We start from the raw sequence: 18,037 nt of genomic DNA on the forward strand, positions 1-18,037 counted from the left end.
CCCGGCATGCCCTCCGCCCGACAACATCAGCGGACAGGGCTCTATCGACTGTTTTAAGGAGCGATACCGTGGCTTCCGTCTGCGATGTCTGCCGCAAGGGGCCGACCTTCGGCAACAACGTGTCCCACTCTCACCGCCGCACCCGCCGTCGTTGGAACCCCAACATCCAGACGGTGCGCGCTGTCATCGGCGGCACGCCGAAGAAGCTCAACGTGTGCACCTCGTGCATCAAGGCGGGCAAGGTCACCCGCTAGTCCCTGACTTTCCCGAAAGCCCGCCGCTCACCATGAGCGGCGGGCTTTCGTCATGTCAGCGCGAGCACTAGGCGTGGTCCGTCAGCACTAGGCGTGGTCCGTCAGCACTAGGCGTGGTCCGTCAGCGCGAGCGCCAGGCGTGGTCCATCAGCGCTGGGCGTGGTCCGTCAGCGCCAGCGCCAGGCGTGGTCCACGGGACCGATGCCGGCGCCCAGGGGGAAGCCCTTGCCGATGGCGCCCGTGACGTAGTCCTTGGCCTTGCCGACGGCTCCTGGCACGTCCTCGCCGAGCGCGAGGTAGGAAGCGATGGCCGAGGCCAGGGTGCAGCCGGTGCCGTGGGTGTGCCGGTTGTCGAGGCGTACCGCGCGGAAGACGTGCTCCTGGACGCCATCGGTGAGCAGGTCGACGGGCTCGCCCGGCAGGTGGCCGCCCTTGATCAGCGCCCAGGTGGGGCCGAGCCGCAGGATGGCCTCGGCGGCGCGGCGCAGGTCCCGCTCGTCCTCGACCTTGACCGAGGTGAGCTGCTCCACCTCCCACAGGTTGGGGGTGACGACGGTGGCGACCGGCAGCAGGCGCTCCCTGAGCGTCGCCACGGCCTCGGGCGCGAGCAGAGAGTCGCCGTGCTTGGACACGCCGACAGGGTCCACCACGACGGGCGCGGGGTAGCCGCCGAGCGTCTCGGCCACGATCTCCACCAGCACCGGCGACGCCAGCATGCCCGTCTTGACGGCCTGGGCGCCGATGTCGCCGAGCACCGAGCCGAGCTGGGCCCGCACCGCCTCCGGCGGCAACTCCCAGTAGCCCTGGACGCCGACGGAGTTCTGGGCGGTCACCGCGGCGATCACACTCATCCCGTGCACGCCCAGGGCCAGCATGGTCTTCAGATCGGCCTGGATGCCCGCCCCGCCGCCGGAGTCAGATCCGGCGACGGTCAGCACCCGTGGGGGAGTAAAAACCGTCATATCCCCCATCCAACCATTCAACTAACGGCGCAGTCCCCTCCGACCAGCCCGCAGTTCGTCGGCTGACCCGCCCTTCCGGTGGCCGCGATGGTGACCTCCGTGGACTCGCCCTCGGCGATCGGGGTGGACAGGTCCACGATCAGCAGATTGCCGTCCTGCGTCCAGGTCGCGCCCTCCACACTGAGGATCTTCCCGCGTACGGGAAGCGACAGGGTGAAGGTGCTCAGCGCCTGGTCCGACGCGTTGGTGACGCCCATGGTGGCCGTGTAGCTCGTCAGGCGCTGGCTGGTCACGTTGAAGTCGACGTTCACCGAGCCGCCGCTGGGGACGCCCTGGAAGGTCTCGCTGGCCGTCGGCAGCGGGATGCCGCCGTTGTCGGGCCTGGTCGCCCTGTCCGGGTCCAGGGAGATCTCCTCGGTCGGGGTCTCCTCGGGGATGGACTCCTCCGCCGTGGCCTCGTCGATCGGCTCGTCGACCGGCTCCTGCGTCTGCTTCGTCTTGGTCGGCTTCGGCTTGGGAGTGGGAGAGGCGGTACGGCGCGGCTCCCGCGCGCTGTACGTCGCGGTCGGCGTCGGGCTCTTGGCCGGCTCGCTCTCCTTCTCCTCGGTCGGCTCGTCGGCCGGTTCCTCCTCCTCGGTCGGCTCGTCGGCGGGCGGGGCGGTGTCCTTCGGCGCCGGCTGGTTGCTCGACTGGACGGCGGCACAGGTGCCGCCGGGACAGTCGGCGGCCCCGCCACCAGAGCTCATCATCTTGACGCCCGCCACGGTGCCGCCGAGCACGACGACCACCGCGGCCACGGAGAGCAGGGCCATCCGGCCCCGGCCACCGCCGCCACCGGAGGGGGCGTCGAGCGGGTCGGGGTCCTTCGGCGGACCACGCCGGCCACGCCGGCGGCGCGGCTCCGGGTCGCCCTTCGCCTCGTCGGACGACAGGAAGCCGTTGTCCGCCTCGGCCCACGCCGGGGCGGCCATGCCGACCATGGTCGGCTCGCCGTACACCTTGATGTCGCCCGGCTCCGGCGGGCCGTCGGGACCAGGCTGGTCGAACCTGCCCGTGGCCTCCTGACCGAGCGGGTCGAACCTGCCGGTGGCCTCCTGACCGAGCGGGTCGAACCTGCCGGTGGCCTCCTGACCGAGCGGGTCGAACCTGCCCGTGCCGTCGGGACCGGGCAGGTCGAACCTGGCCGTGCCGTCCTGACCGGGTGCGTCGAACCTGGACGTGGCCTCGTGAGCGGGCGGGTCGAACCTGCCCGTGCTCTCGGCCGCGAACGGGTCGTAGCCGCCCGTGCTCTCCCCTGGACGCTGGTCGAACGCGGGCCGCTGGTCGAACGCGGGCCGCTCGTGCGCGGCCGTACGGTCCGACGGGTTGTCGAAGGGGTTGCGACCGTCCGACGCACGCGGCTCGAACGGGCCCGGCCGATCCATCGGGCGCGGGTCGAAAACACTCTGATTCTGGTCGAACGGACGAGGCTGCTGGTCGAACGGGCCGGGCCCGTCCTGGGGCAGCGCCCCGAGCGTCTGAGTGGCATCCGGGGCGTCGTCCCAGGAGACCGGGCGGACGAAGGCTCCGGTCGTCTCGTAGGGCTGCTCCAGTGCCGGATCGACCCTGCCGGTCCCCTGCTGGGGCGGCGGGGCGAAGGCCCCCGTCGTCTCGAACGGGTCGCGCCGCGGAGCCGGGGCGTCCGCGCCGGGACCTCCCTGGGGCATGGGCGCCCACTGACCGGTCACTTCGACCTGGCCAGGCGCCGAAGGCCAGCCGGGCTCGTCGGCCTGCTTCCCGTCCGACGGCCCCCAGAACGAATCGGCCTGCTGATCCTGCGGCCCCCAAAAGGCGCTGGTGTCCCCCTCTTCACGCGCGTCCTCGGATCCACCTGTGCCGTGGCGGCCCATGGCTGCCCTTTCTTGCCGGTTACAGTTGGCCGCCAATCTTCATAACACCTTTACTACGCCTTTGTCTCATCAATCCCGGTAGTCGCCCCTCAAATCGGGGAATTGTCACCCAAATCGGGACAGGTCCTTACCGAAAGTGATCCCAGCCGCCCGGCCCGGCCGCGCGCCCCGCGACGTGGACGCCCTCCCCCGCCACGACCCGCCCCACGACCAGCCACGACGGCGGAAGAGCCACCTGCGCGGGGAAGACCGCGGCCAGCGCGTGGTCCTCGCCTCCGGTCAGGATCCAGTCGAGCGGATCGGCTCCCAGCTCCTTGCCCGCCGCCGCCACCGGCTCCGCCACCTCCAGCGCCCGGGGGTCCAGCTCGATCCGCACCCCGCTGGCCTTCGCGACGTGCCCGAGGTCCTGCAGCAGCCCGTCGCTCACGTCCAGCATCGCCACCGCGCCCAGCCGCGCCGCCTCAGGCCCGCACGCGTACGGCGGGCGGGGCTGCCGGTGCCCGGCCACGGCCCGCGCCAGCTCGTCGGCGGCCACCGGCACGCCCGCCTCCAGCAGAGCCTGCCCGGCGGCGGAGTAGCCCAGGCGGCCGGCCACGGCCACCACCTGCCCCGGCCGCGCCCCCGATCGGGTCACGGGCGCACGACCGCCCAGGTCGCCCAGCGCGGTGACCCCGATGACCACCAGTTCGCAGCGGGTGATGTCACCGCCCGCCACGCTCGCCCCCACCACCGCGCACTCGTCACCGAACCCGTCGGTCAGCGCGTCCAGCCAGGCGAGCGGAAGGTCCGCGGGAATCCCCAGCCCGACCACGATGGAGGTGGGAACGGCGCCCATGGCGGCGATGTCGGCGAGATTCTGGGCCGCGGCCTTGCGGCCCACGTCGTAGCCGCTGGACCAATCGCGACGAAAGTGCCTACCCTCAATCAACAGGTCCGTTGACACCACGACGCGCCCATCAGGGGCGCTGACCATGGCGGCGTCGTCACCCGGCCCGAGCAACACCGCCGCGCTCTGTGGCAGACGTCCGGAAATACGAGCAACTACTCCGAACTCGCCGAGATCTCCGACTGTGATGACACACCTCCTGACGCACACAGGGTACGGTGGCCCTTCGGCGTGATCCAATCGCCCGGGAGGACGTAATGGTGCAGGCCTACATCCTTATTCAGACCGAGGTCGGCAAGGCGGCGGCCGTGGCTCGCGAGATCTCCGGGATCCCCGGCGTGACTCAGGCCGAGGACGTGACGGGGCCCTACGACGTGATCGTCCGCGCCGAGGCCAACAACGTCGATGAGCTCGGCAAGCTGGTCGTCGCCCAGATCCAGGCCGTCGAGGGGATCACCCGCACCCTCACGTGTCCGATCGTTCATATCTGAAGGCAGATTCTACGTGCGTGCGGCCAGCCTCCTGCTCGTCCTGCTCGCGCTCGCCGGCTGCGGCGGCGCCGTCCAGGTCGAGCCGCCGGTGCCGGAAGGCGAGGCGGTGGCCGCCTGTCAGCGCCTGGCCGGGCTGCTCCCCCGGACGCTCGACGGGGACGACCGGGTCGAGTCCATCCCGCCGTCGCCGTACGTCGCGGTGTGGGGTGCGGGGACCCTGGCACTGCGCTGCGGAGTCCCGCGGCCGCCCAGGATGGAGCCGACGGCCCGGCTCCAGGAGATCGACGGGGTGGGGTGGTACGCCGACCCCGAGAAGCCCACCCTCTTCACCGCCGTCGCCGCCCCGGTCTACGTGGAGGTCACCGTCGGTGGCTCACACCCGGCCGGCGAGGTCCTCGCCGCCCTGTCCGGCCCGATCGGCCAGATCTCACCGCAGCCCCGGTGACCGCGCCAGCGCGAGCTGGATGAGCCGGTCGACCAGGGCGGGGTACGACAACCCCGAAGCCGCCCAGAGCTGAGGCGCCACCGACAGCGACGTGAAGCCGGGCATCGTGTTGATCTCGTTGAGCACCAGGTCGCCGTCGGGCGTGTAGAAGAAGTCCACCCGCGACAGCCCCTCGCAGTCCAGCGCCTCGAACGCGCGCACCGCCATCGCCCGCAGCTTCTCGGCGACCTCGGCGGGGATGTCGGCGGGGACCGTCAGCGACATCTGGTCGGGGTAGTACTTGGCCTCGAAGTCGAAGAACTCCTGCCCGCCCTCCACGCGCACTTCGCCGGGGATGGACGCGGCCGGCGGATCGTCGCCGAGGGACTGGAGCACGGCGCACTCGATCTCCCGGCCGGCCATGGCCTCCTCGATCAGCACCTTGGGATCGTGCTGCCGCGCGAACTCCACGGCCCGCTCCAGCTCGGCCCGGTCGTGCGCCTTGGAGATGCCCTGCGAGGAGCCGGCCCTGGCCGGCTTGACGAACACCGGCCAGCCGAGCTCCTCGGCCTCCTTCAGCACGCGGTCGCGGTCGAGCCGCCAGTCGCGGTCACGGACCACCACATAGCGCCCGATCGGCAGCCCCGCGCCGGCCAGGACGGTCTTCATGTAGCCCTTGTCCATGCCGACGGCGCTGGCCAGCACGCCGGAGCCGACATAGCGGACCCCGGCCAGCTCCAGCAGGCCCTGAATCGTGCCGTCCTCGGCGAACGGCCCGTGCATGACCGGGAACACCACGTCGACCGAGCCGAGCTCCACAGGGATGCTTCCAGGGTCGTAGGCCACCAGCGAGCCGCTGCCGGTGGGCAGCGCGAGCGCCGCGCCGGAGGAGTCGACGACGGGCAGCTCCCCGGCCTCGATCGCGAACCGCTGGCCGGACGCCGCGAGCACCCACCTGCCATCCTGGGCGATCCCGATGGGGATCACCTCGTACTTACTCCTGTCGATCGCATCCAGCACACTGCCCGCACCCATCAAAGACACGGCATGCTCGGAATTGCGACCCCCGAAAACGACGGCGACGCGTGGCTTGCTCATGACGTCCGAATCTACCGGCGTGCCCCCGTTACAGCGAGTCAAGCACGCGGGAAGCTCGCAGATCGGCTCGTCAGGTGCCATAGCGCTCGGGTTTGGGCGACCGCGACATCAGCAGCATCCCCGCCTCCGTCGGCGACATGCCGTCGTGGACGACCCCGACCACGACCTCCGTGATCGGCATCTCCACCCCGTGCTTCCTGGCCAGCTCCAGCACCGATTCGCAGGACTTGACGCCCTCGGCGGTCTGCCTGGTGGCGGCGATCACCTGCTCCAGCGTCATGCCGCGGCCGAGGTTCTCGCCGAAGGTGCGGTTGCGGGACAGCGGCGAGGTGCAGGTGGCCACCAGGTCGCCCATGCCCGCCAGGCCCGCGAAGGTGTGCGGATCGGCGCCGAGCGCCGCGCCGAGGCGGGAGATCTCCGCCAGCCCTCTGGTCATGAGCATGGCGCCGACGTTCTCGCCCATGCCCATGCCGTGCGCCACGCCCACGGCCAGCGCGATCACGTTCTTCACCGCGCCGCCCAGCTCGACGCCGACCACGTCGGTGTTGGTGTAGGGACGGAACCACGGCGGCAGGTGGCAGGCCTCCTGCAGCCGCGCGGCGACGCCCTCGTCGGTGCAGGCCACGACGGAGGCGGCGGGCTGGCGCTGGGCGATCTCCTTGGCCAGGTTGGGCCCGGACACGACCGCCACCCGCTCCTGCGGCACCCCGGCGACCTCGCGGATCACCTCGCTCATCCGCTTGGTGGTGCCGAGCTCGATGCCCTTCATCAGGCTGACCAGGATGGCCTCGCGCGGGATGTGCTCGCGCCAGGCGGTGAGGTTGGCCCGCAGGGTCTGGGAGGGGACCGCGAGCACCACGAGATCGGCCCCGTCGAGCGCCTCGGCCACGTCGGTGGTCGCGCGCAGCGAGGTGGGCAGCGAGATGCCGGGCAGGTAGTCGGTGTTCATGTGCGTGCGGTCGATCGACTCGACCACCTCGCGTCTGCGCCCGTACAGGATGGTCTTGTTGCCCGCCTCGGCGAGGATCATCGCGTACGTGGTGCCCCACGAGCCGGTGCCGAAGACGGCGGCCTTGGTCATCGCGTCACCGCTCTGTGGAGTCGTAGGGAACTGCGGGAGCCTTCTCGCCGCGCAGCTCGGCGAGCTGGGCGGTGATCGCCGCCATGATGTCGGCGGTGGCCGCGCGCAGCACGTCGGCGTGCGGGGCGCGGCCCGCGTACTTCGACAGGTCCACCGGGGGGCCGACCATGACGCGGAAGGTCTTGCGGGGCAGCGGTCTGGGCCATGTGTCTCCGTAGGGCAGCAGCTCCTGCGCGCCCCAGTGGGCCACCGGGATCACCGGCGCGCCGCTCTCCAGCGCCAGCCGGGCGGCGCCGGTCTTGCCCACCATCGGCCACAGCCGGGGGTCACGCGTGCAGGTGCCCTCGGGATAGAACAGGATCGCGCCGCCTTCGCGCAGGCGCTGGGCCGACTCCCCCAGCGACCTGGCCGCCTCGTCGCTGCCGCGATCGACCGGGATGGCGCACAGCTCGCGCACGGCGTGGCCCAGGAAGGGCACCTTGAACAGCGTGGACTTGGCCAGGACGACCGGCCAGCGGCCGTGGTTGTAGAGGAAGTGCGCGAGCAGCACGGGGTCGGCCCAGGACAGGTGGTTGGTCGCGATGATGACGCCTCCGGTGCGGGGCATGCGGTCGCCACGTCGCCAGTCCTTCTTGACCAGGAGCCAGGAGAGCGGTTTCACGATGACGACAGCCAGGGTTTCCCAGAAACGCGACGGTCGCGTGCGACTCATGGTCTCCTCCAAGGGCTCCGGTGCCCGCCTCAGTCTCCTGGTTGGCCGCCAGGGCTGTCGAGGCGCGATGCTTACCCTATGAGCATCCGCTGGTCCCTGGTCATTCCGGTGAAGACGCTGGTCGCGGCGAAGACCCGGCTGGCCGCCGCCACGGGACCGCACCGTACGCGACTGGCCGTCGCGGTCGCCTGCGACACCGTCACCGCGGCGCTGGCCTGCCCGCCGGTCGCGCGGGTGATCGTGGTGACGGCCGACCCCGCCGCCGCGGGCCCGCTCGGCGCGCTGGGCGCCGACGTGGTCACCGACCCCGACCGCGGCCTGAACACCGCGCTGCGCACCGGCGCCGCGCACGCCGTACGGTTGGCTCCCGGCGACGCGGTGGGCGCCCTGCAGGCCGACCTGCCTGCGCTGCGCCCGGCTGAGCTCGCCACCGCCCTGACGGCGGCGAGCGAGTTCGACCAGTCGTTCGTGCCCGACGCGCTGGACATCGGCACGACCTTCTACGGAGTACGGCCCGGCCTGCCGTTCGAGCCCCGCTTCGGCGGCGAGTCACGGATCAAGCACCTGGGCGGCGGGGCCAAGGAGTTGCGCCTGGACGGCATCGACTCGCTCAGGCGCGACGTGGACACCCCCGACGACCTGCGCGCCGCCGTGGCGCTCGGGCTGGGCCGGCACACGGCGGCGGTCGTCGCCGAACTGTGGCCCGCCGGCCCGCCCGCCCGCTGACCTCTAGGCCCGCCCGCTGACCCGGGATCGGCCCGCCCGCTGACCCATAGGCAGGCCCGCCCGCTGGCCCAAGGCTGGCCCGTCCGCAGGCGGAGCCATAGGCTGGTTCGTGTGCAGGCGACAGTGCGCAGTTTCGACGAGACGACCCGTTCGGGCTCGGTCTTCCTCGACGACGGGACCGTCCTGGTCTTCCCCACGCACGCCTTCGACGCGGGCCCGCTGCGGCTGCTGCGCACCGGGCAGCGCGTCAACCTCGCGCTGGCCGACGGCGAGATCACCTACGTCACGCTGTCCACTTTCCCACTGCCATGAAAAAAGCCCGGGCTCCCGATTAGGAGCCCGGGCGTTCGCCGTCCCGGTGGCTACTTCTTCTTGGCGGCCTTGTGGCCGCCCGCGTTCACCAGCTCTTTGAAATCCGAGCCGGGGCGGAATTTCGGCGCCCAGCTCTCCTGGACTTTGATCTCCGCGCCGGTCGACGGGTTTCGCGCCGTCCGAGCCGGCTTGTGCACCATCTCGAAAGCGCCGAAGCCGGTGATCGAGACCTTGTCCCCGTTCGCCACTGCCTTCTGGACGGCGTCAATGATCGCGTTCACGGCCTCGGTCGCCGTTTTCCTGTCGCCCACCCGGTCTGCGATGGCGTCGACCAGTTCCCGCTTGTTCATGAATGTTCTGCTCCCCCAGTTACGGCGCGGGGTTCCAGCTCACGCGTCCGACGTAGAAACCCCTTACGGGCTCGAAAGTAGGCGGGATCGCGGGTGAACTCAATCACCGGGCGTGTTTAACCCCTCGCGTGGCGTGTCGGAAACACCGTCTTGCAGGGTGGCGAGAAAGGTCTCCAGGCGGGCCGCGGCCCTTTTCGGGTCACGTTTGGCCTGATCGCAGATGGACAGGTAGCGGCGGGCCACCCGCTCCTTGTCGGCGGCGGGCAGCATGCGGACGCGGCGGTGCGCTTCACGCAACCGCCGCGCCAGCTCATCGTCTTCTAGACGGTCGTCGGCAGCCATGGCTGCCGACCATTCTCGTACGCCGCCACATCCTCGGCGTGACGCAGGGTCAGTCCGATGTCGTCGAGACCCTCCATCAGCCGCCAGCGGGTGTAGTCGTCGATCTCGAAACCGACGCTCTCACCGGCCCAGCGGACCTGACGCGCCCCCAGGTCAACGGTCACCTGGAGATCCGGGGCCGCCTCGATCGCGTCCTGGAGGGCCTCGACCTTGTCGCCCGGCAGGACGACCGGCAGCAGGCCCATCTTGGTGGAGTTGTTACGGAAGATGTCGCCGAACCTGGCGGCGATCACGACGCGGAAGCCGTACTGCTGCAGCGCCCATACGGCGTGCTCGCGCGAGGAGCCGGTGCCGAAGTCGGGACCCGAGACCAGGATCGAGGCGCCGTCGTAGGTGGCGTCGTTCAGCACGAACGCCGGGTCCTCGCGCCAGGCGGCGAACAGGCCGCGCTCGAACCCGGTGCGGCTGACCTGCTTGAGCCAGACGGCGGGGATGATCTGGTCGGTGTCGACATTGCTGCGGCGCAGCGGCACCGCCGTACCCGTGTGGGTGGTGAAAGCGTCCATCGGAAGGTTCTCCTAGAGGTCGGCGGGGGCGGTCAGGCGGCCGGTGACGGCGGTCGCGGCGGCGACCTGCGGCGAGACCAGGTGGGTGCGGCCACCCTTGCCCTGGCGGCCCTCGAAGTTGCGGTTGGAGGTGGAGGCGCTGCGCTCGCCCGGCTGGAGCGTGTCGGGGTTCATGCCCAGGCACATGGAGCACCCGGCCTCCCGCCACTCCGCGCCCGCGGCCTTGAACACCTCGTGCAGGCCCTCCTGCTCGGCCTGGAGCTTGACCAGCATCGAGCCGGGGACGACCAGCGTGCGGGTCCGCACCTGGCGGCCGCGCAGGATCTCGGCGGCGGCGCGCAGGTCCTCGATGCGGCCGTTGGTGCACGAGCCCATGAAGACCGTGTCGACCTCGATCTCGCGCAGCGGGGTGCCGGCGGTCAGGCCCATGTACTCCAGCGCGCGCTGCGCCGAGGACTTCGCGGTCGGGTCGGCGAAGCTGTCCGGGTCGGGCACGGTCTCGGTGAGCGGCAGGCCCTGGCCGGGGTTCGTGCCCCAGGTGACGTACGGCGCCAGCGACGCGGCGTCGATCTCGACGACCTTGTCGAACACGGCGTCGTCGTCGGTCCTGAGCGTCTCCCAGTAGGCGACGGCCTGGTCCCACGCCTCGCCGGAGGGCGCGTGCGGGCGGCCCTTGAGGTAGGCGAACGTGGTCTCGTCCGGGGCGATCATGCCCGCCCGCGCGCCCGCCTCGATGGACATGTTGCACACCGTCATCCGGCCCTCCATGGAGAGCTTGCGCACGGCCTCGCCGCGGTATTCGACGATGTAGCCCTGGCCGCCGCCGGTGCCGATCTTGGCGATGATGGCCAGGATCAGGTCCTTGGCCGTGACGCCGGCGGGCAGCTCGCCTGCGACCTCGATGGCCATGGTCTTGGGCCGGTAGGCCGGCAGCGTCTGGGTGGCCAGCACGTGCTCGACCTCGGAGGTGCCGATGCCGAACGCGATGCCGCCGAAGGCGCCGTGGGTGGAGGTGTGGGAGTCGCCGCAGACGATCGTCATGCCCGGCTGGGTCAGGCCGAACTGCGGCCCGATGATGTGCACCACGCCCTGGCCGGCGTCGCCCATCGGGTGCAGCCTGAGGCCGAACTCGGCGGCGTTCTTGCGCAGCGTCTCGACCTGGGCCTTGGACACCGGGTCGGCGATGGGGCCGCGCACGGTCGGGACGTTGTGGTCTTCGGTGGCGATCGTGAGGTCGGGCCTTCGCACGGTCCGGCCGGCGAGACGGAGTCCGTCGAACGCCTGCGGGCTGGTCACCTCGTGGATGAGGTGCAGGTCGATGTAGAGCAGGTCGGGTTCGCCTTCGGCGCGGCGTACGACGTGCTGCTCCCAGACCTTCTCGGCCAGTGTGCGACCCATGATCTCCTCCTGAAAATCTTCCGACTTGCCTTCTCATATGTCGAGACTGCAGTATCGGTGTATGGACAACTCTAGCGGAGTCGGCGTACTGGACAAGGCCGTTCTGGTACTCAACGCCCTCGAAGCCGGACCGGCCTCCTTGGCGCAGCTCGTTCAGGCGACCGGCTTGGCCCGCCCGACGGCCCACCGACTCGCCGTCGCGCTCGAACACCACCGCATCGTTACCCGTGACACCCAGGGTAGGTTCGTGCTCGGCCCGCGGCTGTCGGAGTTGTCCACCGCCGCCGGCGAGGACCGGCTGCTCGCCGTCGCCGCCCCCGTGCTCATGCAGCTGCGCGACCTCACGGGCGAGAGCGCGCAACTCTACCGGCGGCAGGGCGATGAGCGGGTCTGCGTGGCCGCCGCCGAACGTTCCAGCGGCCTGCGTGACACCGTGCCCGTCGGCTCGGCGCTGCCGATGACGGCCGGCTCGGCCGCCCAGATACTGCTGGCCTGGGAGGAGCCCGACCGGCTGCACCGCGGCCTGCGGGGGGCCAAGTTCACCGCCGCGACGCTCGCCTCCGTACGGCGCAGAGGCTGGGCGCACAGCGTGGGAGAGCGCGAGCAGGGCGTGGCCAGCGTGTCGGCGCCGATACGGGGCACGGGCGGCAAGGTGATCGCGGCCGTCTCCGTCTCCGGACCTCTGGAGCGGCTGACGAGAGCCCCCGGAAGACTGCACGCGGTGCCCGTGATGGCGGCGGCCGAGCGGATCACCGAAGCCATGCGCCGCACCTCATGATCAGCATGACCGGCCAAAGCCCGTATTCGGGGAGCCGAGTGCCTCGCGGGAGCACTAGCCTGAGTGCGTGACAGATCGCATCGAGGTAGCCGCCACTGAGCTGCGACCCCTGCTCGAAGAGTTCATCTTGTGGGCACGCGCCAACGCACCCGACAGTGACCCCGAGCTCGTGGGGCCTGCCGCACTCTGGCACCGTCTCGCCTTCTCGCCGGATCTCGGCACGTGGAAGCGTGCCGACCTGCGCAACCTCGTGCTCGACCGGATGCCGAAGGTCGTCGAGGACCCCGACACGGCGGCCGACGGGATGCTTCCCGCCATCGACGCGTACCTCACTTTCCTCTCCATGACCGGCAGGCTCACCGAGGGCTCCGACTCCCTCACCGACCTGCAGGCCGAGCTCGACGACGTCGAGGACGACTTCGTCGAGCTGATGGAGGAGCTCATCGAGGACGCCGACGAGGATGAGGACGAGGCCGGCGATCTGGGGGACTTCGAGCTGTACGCCGACGCGCTGGCGGATCTGGCCACCGTCAGGCTGCGCCCCGACGCCGAGCTGGCCGCCGCCGCCCGCGCGGTGCCGCTGATCGCCAAGGCGCGCGACCTGGCCCTGTGGGTCGGCTCGGGCCGCCGGGTCGGTGAGGACACGCTGCTGTCCGACGCCGAGGTGGAGGAGGCGCTGGCCACCGTCGGGCTGCCCAAGCCGGAGACGGACGGCTCCCTGGCCGAGGCCGTCCCCCAGCTGTGGAACCTGTGGAACCTCGCCGTGGACCTGGAGTTCCTGGAGCCGGGCGAGGGCAACACCGTGGCCGTGCAGGACGACACCTCGGAGTGGCCGTTCGACGACGACGAGGACGTGCTCGACGCCTGGATGCTCGGCCTGCACTCGGTCGACTACGGCGACCCCGAGCTGCCCGACGAGGATCTGACCATGGCCCTGGCCGGTCTGACCCGGGCCCTGCTGGTCAGGCTGCTGCTCGCGGGCGGCAGCCGTGACCTCGACGAGCTGCGGCAGGAGCTGGCCGAGGCCGCCACCGAGTTCGACGAGCTGGGCGCCGACGCCTGGCAGGCCGTGGGCGACCCGCTCGCCTCCGTGCTCGAATGGCTGGCCGGTTACGGCATGACCGAGGTCACCGGCGGCACGGTCAGCCTCACGCCGCTCGGCACGGAGGGCGTCGTCCACCTGGTCGACGACTCCGACATCGAGATCGACGCGCGGCCCGCCATCGAGTCGATGAGCGCGCACGAGCTGCTGGTGCTCAGCGCCGAGCTGCCCGAGGAGGAGGCGGACGCGGAGTTCGCCGCCTGGATGCGGCTGCGTGAGCCCAGCAGGGCGGCGGAGGAGCTGCTGGAGGCCGCCGCCAAGGACGAGAGCGACGCGCTCATCCGGGTGCAGGCGGCCAGTGTCGTCGGCACGCTGGGCGAGGACGCCATCCCCGCCTGGCAGGAGGCGCTCAAGGAGTCCTCGCTGCGCCCCTACGCGGCCACGCACCTGAGCCAGCTCCAGGTGCCGGACGCGCCCGAGCCGACCCCGGACGACACCCACTGGCTGATCCTGGACATGTGGACGATCTCGGCCGGGCTGGGCCGGGCCGAGTTCGTGGGCAGCCTGCGGGACATCGGCCCTGAGCTGCTCAACAGCCTGCTCGACGTGGTGTGGAAGATTCCGCATGCGCACGTCGAGGAGCTGCTCGACCTGATCTCCCAGGTGCACCCGGACAAGCAGATCGCCAAGACGGCCCGCCGGGCGCTGTTCAAGGCCCGCTCCGCGACCACCCCTTAGCCGTCCCGCTCGCCGCCGCGCGTTCCCGGAACGCGCGGCGGCGAGGAGCGGCCGGGTCATGCGCCTGGCGGCGAGAAGTGATCGGGTTGAAGAGAAGTGGTCGGGTTGAACGCGCGGCGGCGCGAAGCAGCCGGTGAAACGCGAAAAAGACCCGATCGGTGATCGGGTCTTTCGGCGGTGATATGTAGTCCCGACCGGATTCGAACCGGCGCTACCGCCTTGAGAGGGCGGCGTCCTGGGCCACTAGACGACGGGACCTTCGCGAGCTTGGTGACAGTGGTAGTCCCGACCGGATTCGAACCGGCGCTACCGCCTTGAGAGGGCGGCGTCCTGGGCCACTAGACGACGGGACCCTGTCTCCAAGCGAGCTTGCCGGGTCTCCCCGGCAACGCAGGTAACTCTACCGCACCGGAAGGAGCACTCAAAACCGTTATCAGGCCAGCAGATCGGGCCTGTGGCGACGTACCCAGTCCCCCATCCGCCCGCGCTCCCAGAGCGGGTCCACGACGCCGAGCGGAATGCCCAGCCGCTGCAGGCCGGTGTGCGGGTCCACCGGAACGCGGGCCAGGTGGTCGCGCATCCAGCGGGGCATCCGGGCCGGCACCTCGCGCTCGCCCCAGCCGACGAGGCCGACGCTCCGCATCGCTCCGGCGCGCACCCGGACGCCGCCGGGGCGGCTGATGGTGCGAGGGCTGGCCATCCGGCTCTCCACCACGTCGACGCGCTGGACGTCCGGCCAGTCGAGGCGCAGGACGAAACCGTAGGTATCGGCCATCTCCACGCCCCGCGGCGAGAACCGTACAACCGTGCCCGCGATCATCCGCCGGTGCTTGACCACCAGCACTCCGACGAGCGCCGACGTGCCCGCCGCGCCGATGACCAGAGCCCAGGCGAGGCTGCCGGTGAGAATGCCGCCGAGCAGCAGGCACACGGGGAAGAAGAGCAGCAGGGGGAGGAGGAAAGGGGCAGCGAACGCGAGGAAGGATCCGCGCCCAATCCGGAACTCATCCATAAAACAAGAATACGGACACCCCCTGAAGGGAGCATCCGCACATTGCTGGGGTACCAGGACTCGAACCTAGACTAACTGAACCAGAATCAGTCGTGCTGCCAATTACACCATACCCCACCGCCTGCGACAGCCCCGGAAGGCGGCGCTTGGCGACGTCCGAAAGAATAGCCCAGCTAGGGGTGGAAGACCAAAACGAATACCCGGCGGCACTCGGCATCGGCTTCTCCGTGCCAAGCTGATGGGGACAAACCACCACGTGGAGGAGCCCAAGCTTTGGCCGAGAACCCCTTCTTCGCCCCCAGCGGCCTGCCCTACCAGCTGCCGCCCTTCAAGGAGATCCGCGAGGAGCACTACCTGCCCGCCTTCGAGCGCGGGATGGCGGAGCAGCTGGCCGAGGTGGCGGCCGTGGCGTCCGGCGAGGACCCGCCGACCTTCGACAACACCGTCGCCGCGCTGGAGCGCTCGGGCCGGATCCTGGGCCGGGTGGCCACCGTGTTCTACAGCTACGCGGCGTCCAACACCTCCGACGCCCTCATGGAGATCGAGAAGCGGATCTCGCCGGAGCTGTCCAAGCACAGCGACGCGATCAGGCTCGACCGCGCGCTGTGGGCCCGGCTCAAGCAGGTGACGACGGACGACCCCGAGCAGGCGTGGCTGCTGGAGAAGTACCGCGAGGACTTCGTCCGGGCCGGCGCCGACCTGTCGAAGTCCGAGCAGGACAAGCTGCGGGCGCTGAACCTGGAGCTGTCCACGCTGTCCACCGAGTTCTCGCAGAACCTGCTCAGGGCCTCCACCGGCTCGGCCCTGGTGGTGACGGACGCCAAGGAGCTCGACGGCCTGGACGAGGCCACGATCAAGTCGCTGGAGAAGGACGGCCGCTACGTGCTGCCGCTGCTCAACTTCACCAACCAGCCGGCCCTCGCCCAGCTCACCGACCGCGAGGTACGCCGCAGGCTCTACACGCTGAGCGTCGAGCGGGCGCCGCAGAACTTCGAGCTCGCCATCAAGATGGCGACCCTGCGCGCCGAGCGAGCCGCGCTGCTGGGCTTCCCCAGCCATGCCGCGTACGTCGTCGCCGACCAGACGGCCAAGACCGTGGAGGCGGTCGAGGAGATGCTCGACCAGCTCGTCGACCCGGCCGTGCGCAACGCCCGCGAGGAGGCCGAGGCGCTGGCCGAGCAGGCCGGGTTCGCGATCGAGCCGTGGGACTGGTCCTTCTACGCCGAGAAGGTGCGCCGGGCCCGCTACGACTTCGACGCCGACGCCATGCGCCCCTACCTGGAGCTGAGCCGTGTCTACCGCGACGGCGTGTTCAAGGCGGCGACCCTGCTCTACGGCGTGACGTTCACCGAGCGGCCCGACCTGTCCGGCTACCACGAGGACGTCGAGGTCTTCGAGGTCTTCAACGAGGACGGCAGCGAGCTCGGCCTGTTCCTGCTCGACCCGTACGCCCGGCCCGGCAAGCGCGGCGGCGCGTGGATGAACAACCTGGTCGACCAGTCGTTCCTGTTCGGCGAGAAGCCCGTGGTGATGAACAACCTCAACATCACCAAGCCCGCCGAGGGGCCGGCGCTGCTGTCCTACGACGAGGTCACCACCGCCTTCCACGAGTTCGGGCACGCGCTGCACGGGCTGTTCTCCGAGGTGCGCTTCCCGCGGGTGTCGGGCACCAGCGTGCCGCGGGACTTCGTCGAGTACCCCTCTCAGGTCAACGAGATGTGGGTGACCTGGCCGGAGATCCTGGCGAGCTACGCCAGGCACCACGAGACGGGCGAGCCGATGCCCGCGGAGCTGGTGGACAAGCTCAAGGCCGCCGACAACTTCAACCAGGGCTTCCAGACCGTCGAATACCTGGCCGCCACGCTGCTCGACTGGGCCTGGCACAAGCTCGGCGCGGGCGAGAGCGTGCCGGACGCCGAGGCGTTCGAGGCGGCGGCGCTTGAGGCGGCGCGTATCGCCCTGCCGGAGGTCAGGCCGCGCTACCGGACCAACTACTTCGCGCACATCTTCTCCGGCGGCTACAGCGCCGGCTACTACTCCTACATCTGGAGCGAGGTGCTCGACGCGGAGAGCGTGGCGTGGTTCAAGGAGAACGGCGGGCTCAAGCGGGCCAACGGCGACCATTTCCGCCGTGAGCTGCTGTCCAGGGGCGGCAGCGTGGACGCGCTGACCTCCTTCCGCAACTTCCGCGGCCGCGAGCCCGGCATCCGCCCCCTCCTGGAGCGCCGCGGCCTCATCTGACCGCTCTCCTGCTCCCGTCCGATCACGTCCCCCGTCTCGTACGGACACCGCGCCGTCCGTACGAGACCGGGCGGGCCGCGTGGACGCGGCCCTTCGCACGAGACCGTGGGCGCGGTCCTTGGCCCGTTCGCGGGCGTGCGGCTCCGGGTCAGCCCGCCACGGCCAGCTCGTCGATCCGCCGCCGGAGCCACTCCTGCTCGGCCCCGCTGGCCGCGCGGGCGATCTGGAGCATGCCGCGCCGGTACGGGTCGGGCTCGTCCCGGATCCGGACCGGCTTGTCCCCCTCGTAGAAGAAGCTCGCCGGCGCCTCCAGGAACGCGAGCCTGCGCCGGAGCACCTCCGCCTGTTCTCGCGCGTCGGGCAGCGCCGACAGGAACGTCAGCAGGGCGAAGAACCTGCTCTGGTCGCTGATGTCCAGGTCGCTGGGCTCGCGTAGCCGCCTGAGCAACCGCTGCCTGCCCTCGGGGGTGAGGGTGAGCACCTGCCTGCGGGCCGCGTGCGTACCGGCCTCCTCATGTCGCTCCACCAGGCCTTTCGTCTCCAGCCTGGCGATGGCCGGGTAGAGGGCGCCGTCGCTGACGGGCCTGAGATGCCCGGTCAAGGCCGCGATCCGGGCCTTGAGTTCGTAGCCGTGCATCGGGCGCTCGTTAAGGAATCCCAGGATGGTGAGGGTCAGGTCACCGCCACTTGCCATGTCATGCATCGTACCGCTATACCTCGATTAGAGTTACTACG

20 protein-coding genes and 3 tRNA genes are annotated in these 18,037 nt (G+C 70.7%); 8 read left to right on the plus strand and 15 right to left on the minus strand.

Annotation, left to right across the window (positions count from 1 at the left end; all coding sequences use genetic code 11):
• The first annotated feature begins 68 nt into the window (after positions 1 to 68).
• Complete coding sequence (gene rpmB, locus OHA68_RS03730; RefSeq protein ID WP_049556934.1) at positions 69 to 254, plus strand: 50S ribosomal protein L28; 186 nt, start codon at positions 69 to 71, stop codon at positions 252 to 254.
• Between the two features lie 167 nt (positions 255 to 421).
• Here rpmB and thiD read toward each other — a convergent pair whose 3' ends face one another.
• From thiD to OHA68_RS03745, 3 genes are all read right to left on the minus strand, one after another.
• A complete protein-coding gene (gene thiD, locus OHA68_RS03735; protein WP_327106368.1) occupies positions 422 to 1,225 on the minus strand; it encodes a bifunctional hydroxymethylpyrimidine kinase/phosphomethylpyrimidine kinase in 804 nt (267 codons plus the stop codon).
• Positions 1,226 to 1,233: 8 nt separating this feature from the next.
• Positions 1,234 to 2,922: a hypothetical protein gene (locus tag OHA68_RS03740; protein WP_327106369.1), complete on the minus strand. Its 1,689-nt coding sequence runs from the start codon at positions 2,920 to 2,922 to the stop codon at positions 1,234 to 1,236.
• A 310-nt stretch (positions 2,923 to 3,232) separates the two neighbouring features.
• Positions 3,233 to 4,201, minus strand: a complete 969-nt coding sequence (locus OHA68_RS03745) for a thiamine-phosphate kinase (RefSeq protein ID WP_225276853.1) — start codon at positions 4,199 to 4,201, stop codon at positions 3,233 to 3,235.
• Positions 4,202 to 4,248: 47 nt separating this feature from the next.
• Here OHA68_RS03745 and OHA68_RS03750 point away from each other — a divergent pair, with 47 nt between their 5' ends.
• Positions 4,249 to 4,482, plus strand: coding sequence for an Lrp/AsnC family transcriptional regulator (locus OHA68_RS03750; protein WP_106249262.1), 234 nt, complete (start codon positions 4,249 to 4,251; stop codon positions 4,480 to 4,482).
• 13 nt (positions 4,483 to 4,495) lie between these two features.
• Positions 4,496 to 4,927 (plus strand): DUF3515 domain-containing protein, encoded by a 432-nt coding sequence (locus OHA68_RS03755; RefSeq protein ID WP_189136580.1) that lies wholly within the window; start codon positions 4,496 to 4,498, stop codon positions 4,925 to 4,927.
• Here the strand turns inward: OHA68_RS03755 and OHA68_RS03760 are convergent.
• The 3 genes from OHA68_RS03760 to OHA68_RS03770 all read right to left on the minus strand — a co-directional run bounded on the left by OHA68_RS03760 (position 4,910) and on the right by OHA68_RS03770 (position 7,797).
• On the minus strand, positions 4,910 to 6,004 hold the full coding sequence (locus OHA68_RS03760) for a D-alanine--D-alanine ligase family protein (RefSeq protein WP_327106370.1): 1,095 nt from the start codon (positions 6,002 to 6,004) through the stop codon (positions 4,910 to 4,912). The genes OHA68_RS03755 and OHA68_RS03760 overlap by 18 nt on opposite strands.
• Before the next feature lie 70 nt (positions 6,005 to 6,074).
• Complete coding sequence (locus tag OHA68_RS03765) at positions 6,075 to 7,085, minus strand: NAD(P)H-dependent glycerol-3-phosphate dehydrogenase (protein WP_189136578.1); 1,011 nt, start codon at positions 7,083 to 7,085, stop codon at positions 6,075 to 6,077.
• Positions 7,086 to 7,089: 4 nt separating this feature from the next.
• Positions 7,090 to 7,797 (minus strand): lysophospholipid acyltransferase family protein, encoded by a 708-nt coding sequence (locus OHA68_RS03770; protein ID WP_327106371.1) that lies wholly within the window; start codon positions 7,795 to 7,797, stop codon positions 7,090 to 7,092.
• Between the two features lie 78 nt (positions 7,798 to 7,875).
• On the opposite strand from OHA68_RS03770, the gene cofC reads away from it, so the two are divergent.
• Together cofC and OHA68_RS03780 are read left to right on the plus strand one after the other, a co-directional pair.
• Positions 7,876 to 8,523 carry a 2-phospho-L-lactate guanylyltransferase gene (gene cofC, locus OHA68_RS03775; protein WP_327106372.1) on the plus strand — a complete coding sequence of 216 codons (648 nt, stop codon included), beginning with the start codon at positions 7,876 to 7,878 and terminating at the stop codon, positions 8,521 to 8,523.
• A 111-nt stretch (positions 8,524 to 8,634) separates the two neighbouring features.
• Positions 8,635 to 8,835: a hypothetical protein gene (locus OHA68_RS03780; RefSeq protein ID WP_327106373.1), complete on the plus strand. Its 201-nt coding sequence runs from the start codon at positions 8,635 to 8,637 to the stop codon at positions 8,833 to 8,835.
• 50 nt (positions 8,836 to 8,885) lie between these two features.
• Here OHA68_RS03780 and OHA68_RS03785 read toward each other — a convergent pair whose 3' ends face one another.
• The 4 genes from OHA68_RS03785 to leuC all read right to left on the minus strand — a co-directional run bounded on the left by OHA68_RS03785 (position 8,886) and on the right by leuC (position 11,491).
• Positions 8,886 to 9,185: an HU family DNA-binding protein gene (locus OHA68_RS03785; RefSeq protein WP_327106374.1), complete on the minus strand. Its 300-nt coding sequence runs from the start codon at positions 9,183 to 9,185 to the stop codon at positions 8,886 to 8,888.
• 99 nt (positions 9,186 to 9,284) lie between these two features.
• Positions 9,285 to 9,527 carry an SCO5555 family protein gene (locus tag OHA68_RS03790; RefSeq protein ID WP_327106375.1) on the minus strand — a complete coding sequence of 81 codons (243 nt, stop codon included), beginning with the start codon at positions 9,525 to 9,527 and terminating at the stop codon, positions 9,285 to 9,287.
• Positions 9,506 to 10,093, minus strand: coding sequence for a 3-isopropylmalate dehydratase small subunit (gene leuD / locus OHA68_RS03795; RefSeq protein ID WP_189136572.1), 588 nt, complete (start codon positions 10,091 to 10,093; stop codon positions 9,506 to 9,508). Before leuD ends, OHA68_RS03790 begins: the two co-directional genes overlap by 22 nt.
• Positions 10,094 to 10,105: 12 nt before the next feature.
• On the minus strand, positions 10,106 to 11,491 hold the full coding sequence (leuC, locus tag OHA68_RS03800) for a 3-isopropylmalate dehydratase large subunit (RefSeq protein WP_189136571.1): 1,386 nt from the start codon (positions 11,489 to 11,491) through the stop codon (positions 10,106 to 10,108).
• A gap of 61 nt (positions 11,492 to 11,552) precedes the next feature.
• Between leuC and OHA68_RS03805 the strand changes: the two genes are divergently transcribed.
• The gene (locus OHA68_RS03805) at positions 11,553 to 12,269 is read left to right on the plus strand and encodes an IclR family transcriptional regulator (RefSeq protein WP_189136570.1); all 717 of its coding nucleotides are present in this window, start codon (positions 11,553 to 11,555) and stop codon (positions 12,267 to 12,269) included.
• Positions 12,270 to 12,336: 67 nt separating this feature from the next.
• On the plus strand, positions 12,337 to 14,049 hold the full coding sequence (locus OHA68_RS03810) for a hypothetical protein (protein WP_327106376.1): 1,713 nt from the start codon (positions 12,337 to 12,339) through the stop codon (positions 14,047 to 14,049).
• Between the two features lie 185 nt (positions 14,050 to 14,234).
• On the opposite strand, the gene OHA68_RS03815 is transcribed toward OHA68_RS03810, so the two are convergent.
• The 4 genes from OHA68_RS03815 to OHA68_RS03830 form a co-directional block, all read right to left on the minus strand.
• Positions 14,235 to 14,307 (minus strand) — tRNA-Glu (locus OHA68_RS03815).
• Between the two features lie 19 nt (positions 14,308 to 14,326).
• A tRNA-Glu gene (locus tag OHA68_RS03820) sits at positions 14,327 to 14,402 on the minus strand.
• Positions 14,403 to 14,482: 80 nt separating this feature from the next.
• Positions 14,483 to 15,061, minus strand: coding sequence for a hypothetical protein (locus tag OHA68_RS03825; RefSeq protein WP_327106377.1), 579 nt, complete (start codon positions 15,059 to 15,061; stop codon positions 14,483 to 14,485).
• Between the two features lie 45 nt (positions 15,062 to 15,106).
• Positions 15,107 to 15,178, minus strand: a tRNA-Gln gene (locus OHA68_RS03830).
• Positions 15,179 to 15,334: 156 nt separating this feature from the next.
• Between OHA68_RS03830 and OHA68_RS03835 the strand changes: the two genes are divergently transcribed.
• Entirely contained in the window at positions 15,335 to 17,302 is a 1,968-nt protein-coding gene (locus OHA68_RS03835; protein ID WP_327106378.1) for a M3 family metallopeptidase, read from the plus strand.
• A gap of 148 nt (positions 17,303 to 17,450) precedes the next feature.
• On the opposite strand, the gene OHA68_RS03840 is transcribed toward OHA68_RS03835, so the two are convergent.
• A complete protein-coding gene (locus OHA68_RS03840) occupies positions 17,451 to 17,996 on the minus strand; it encodes a PadR family transcriptional regulator (RefSeq protein WP_327106379.1) in 546 nt (181 codons plus the stop codon).
• Positions 17,997 to 18,037 lie beyond the last annotated feature (41 nt).

This window comes from Nonomuraea glycinis (assembly GCF_035920485.1).
In the GTDB taxonomy this organism is placed as follows: Bacteria; Actinomycetota; Actinomycetes; order Streptosporangiales; family Streptosporangiaceae; genus Nonomuraea; species Nonomuraea glycinis.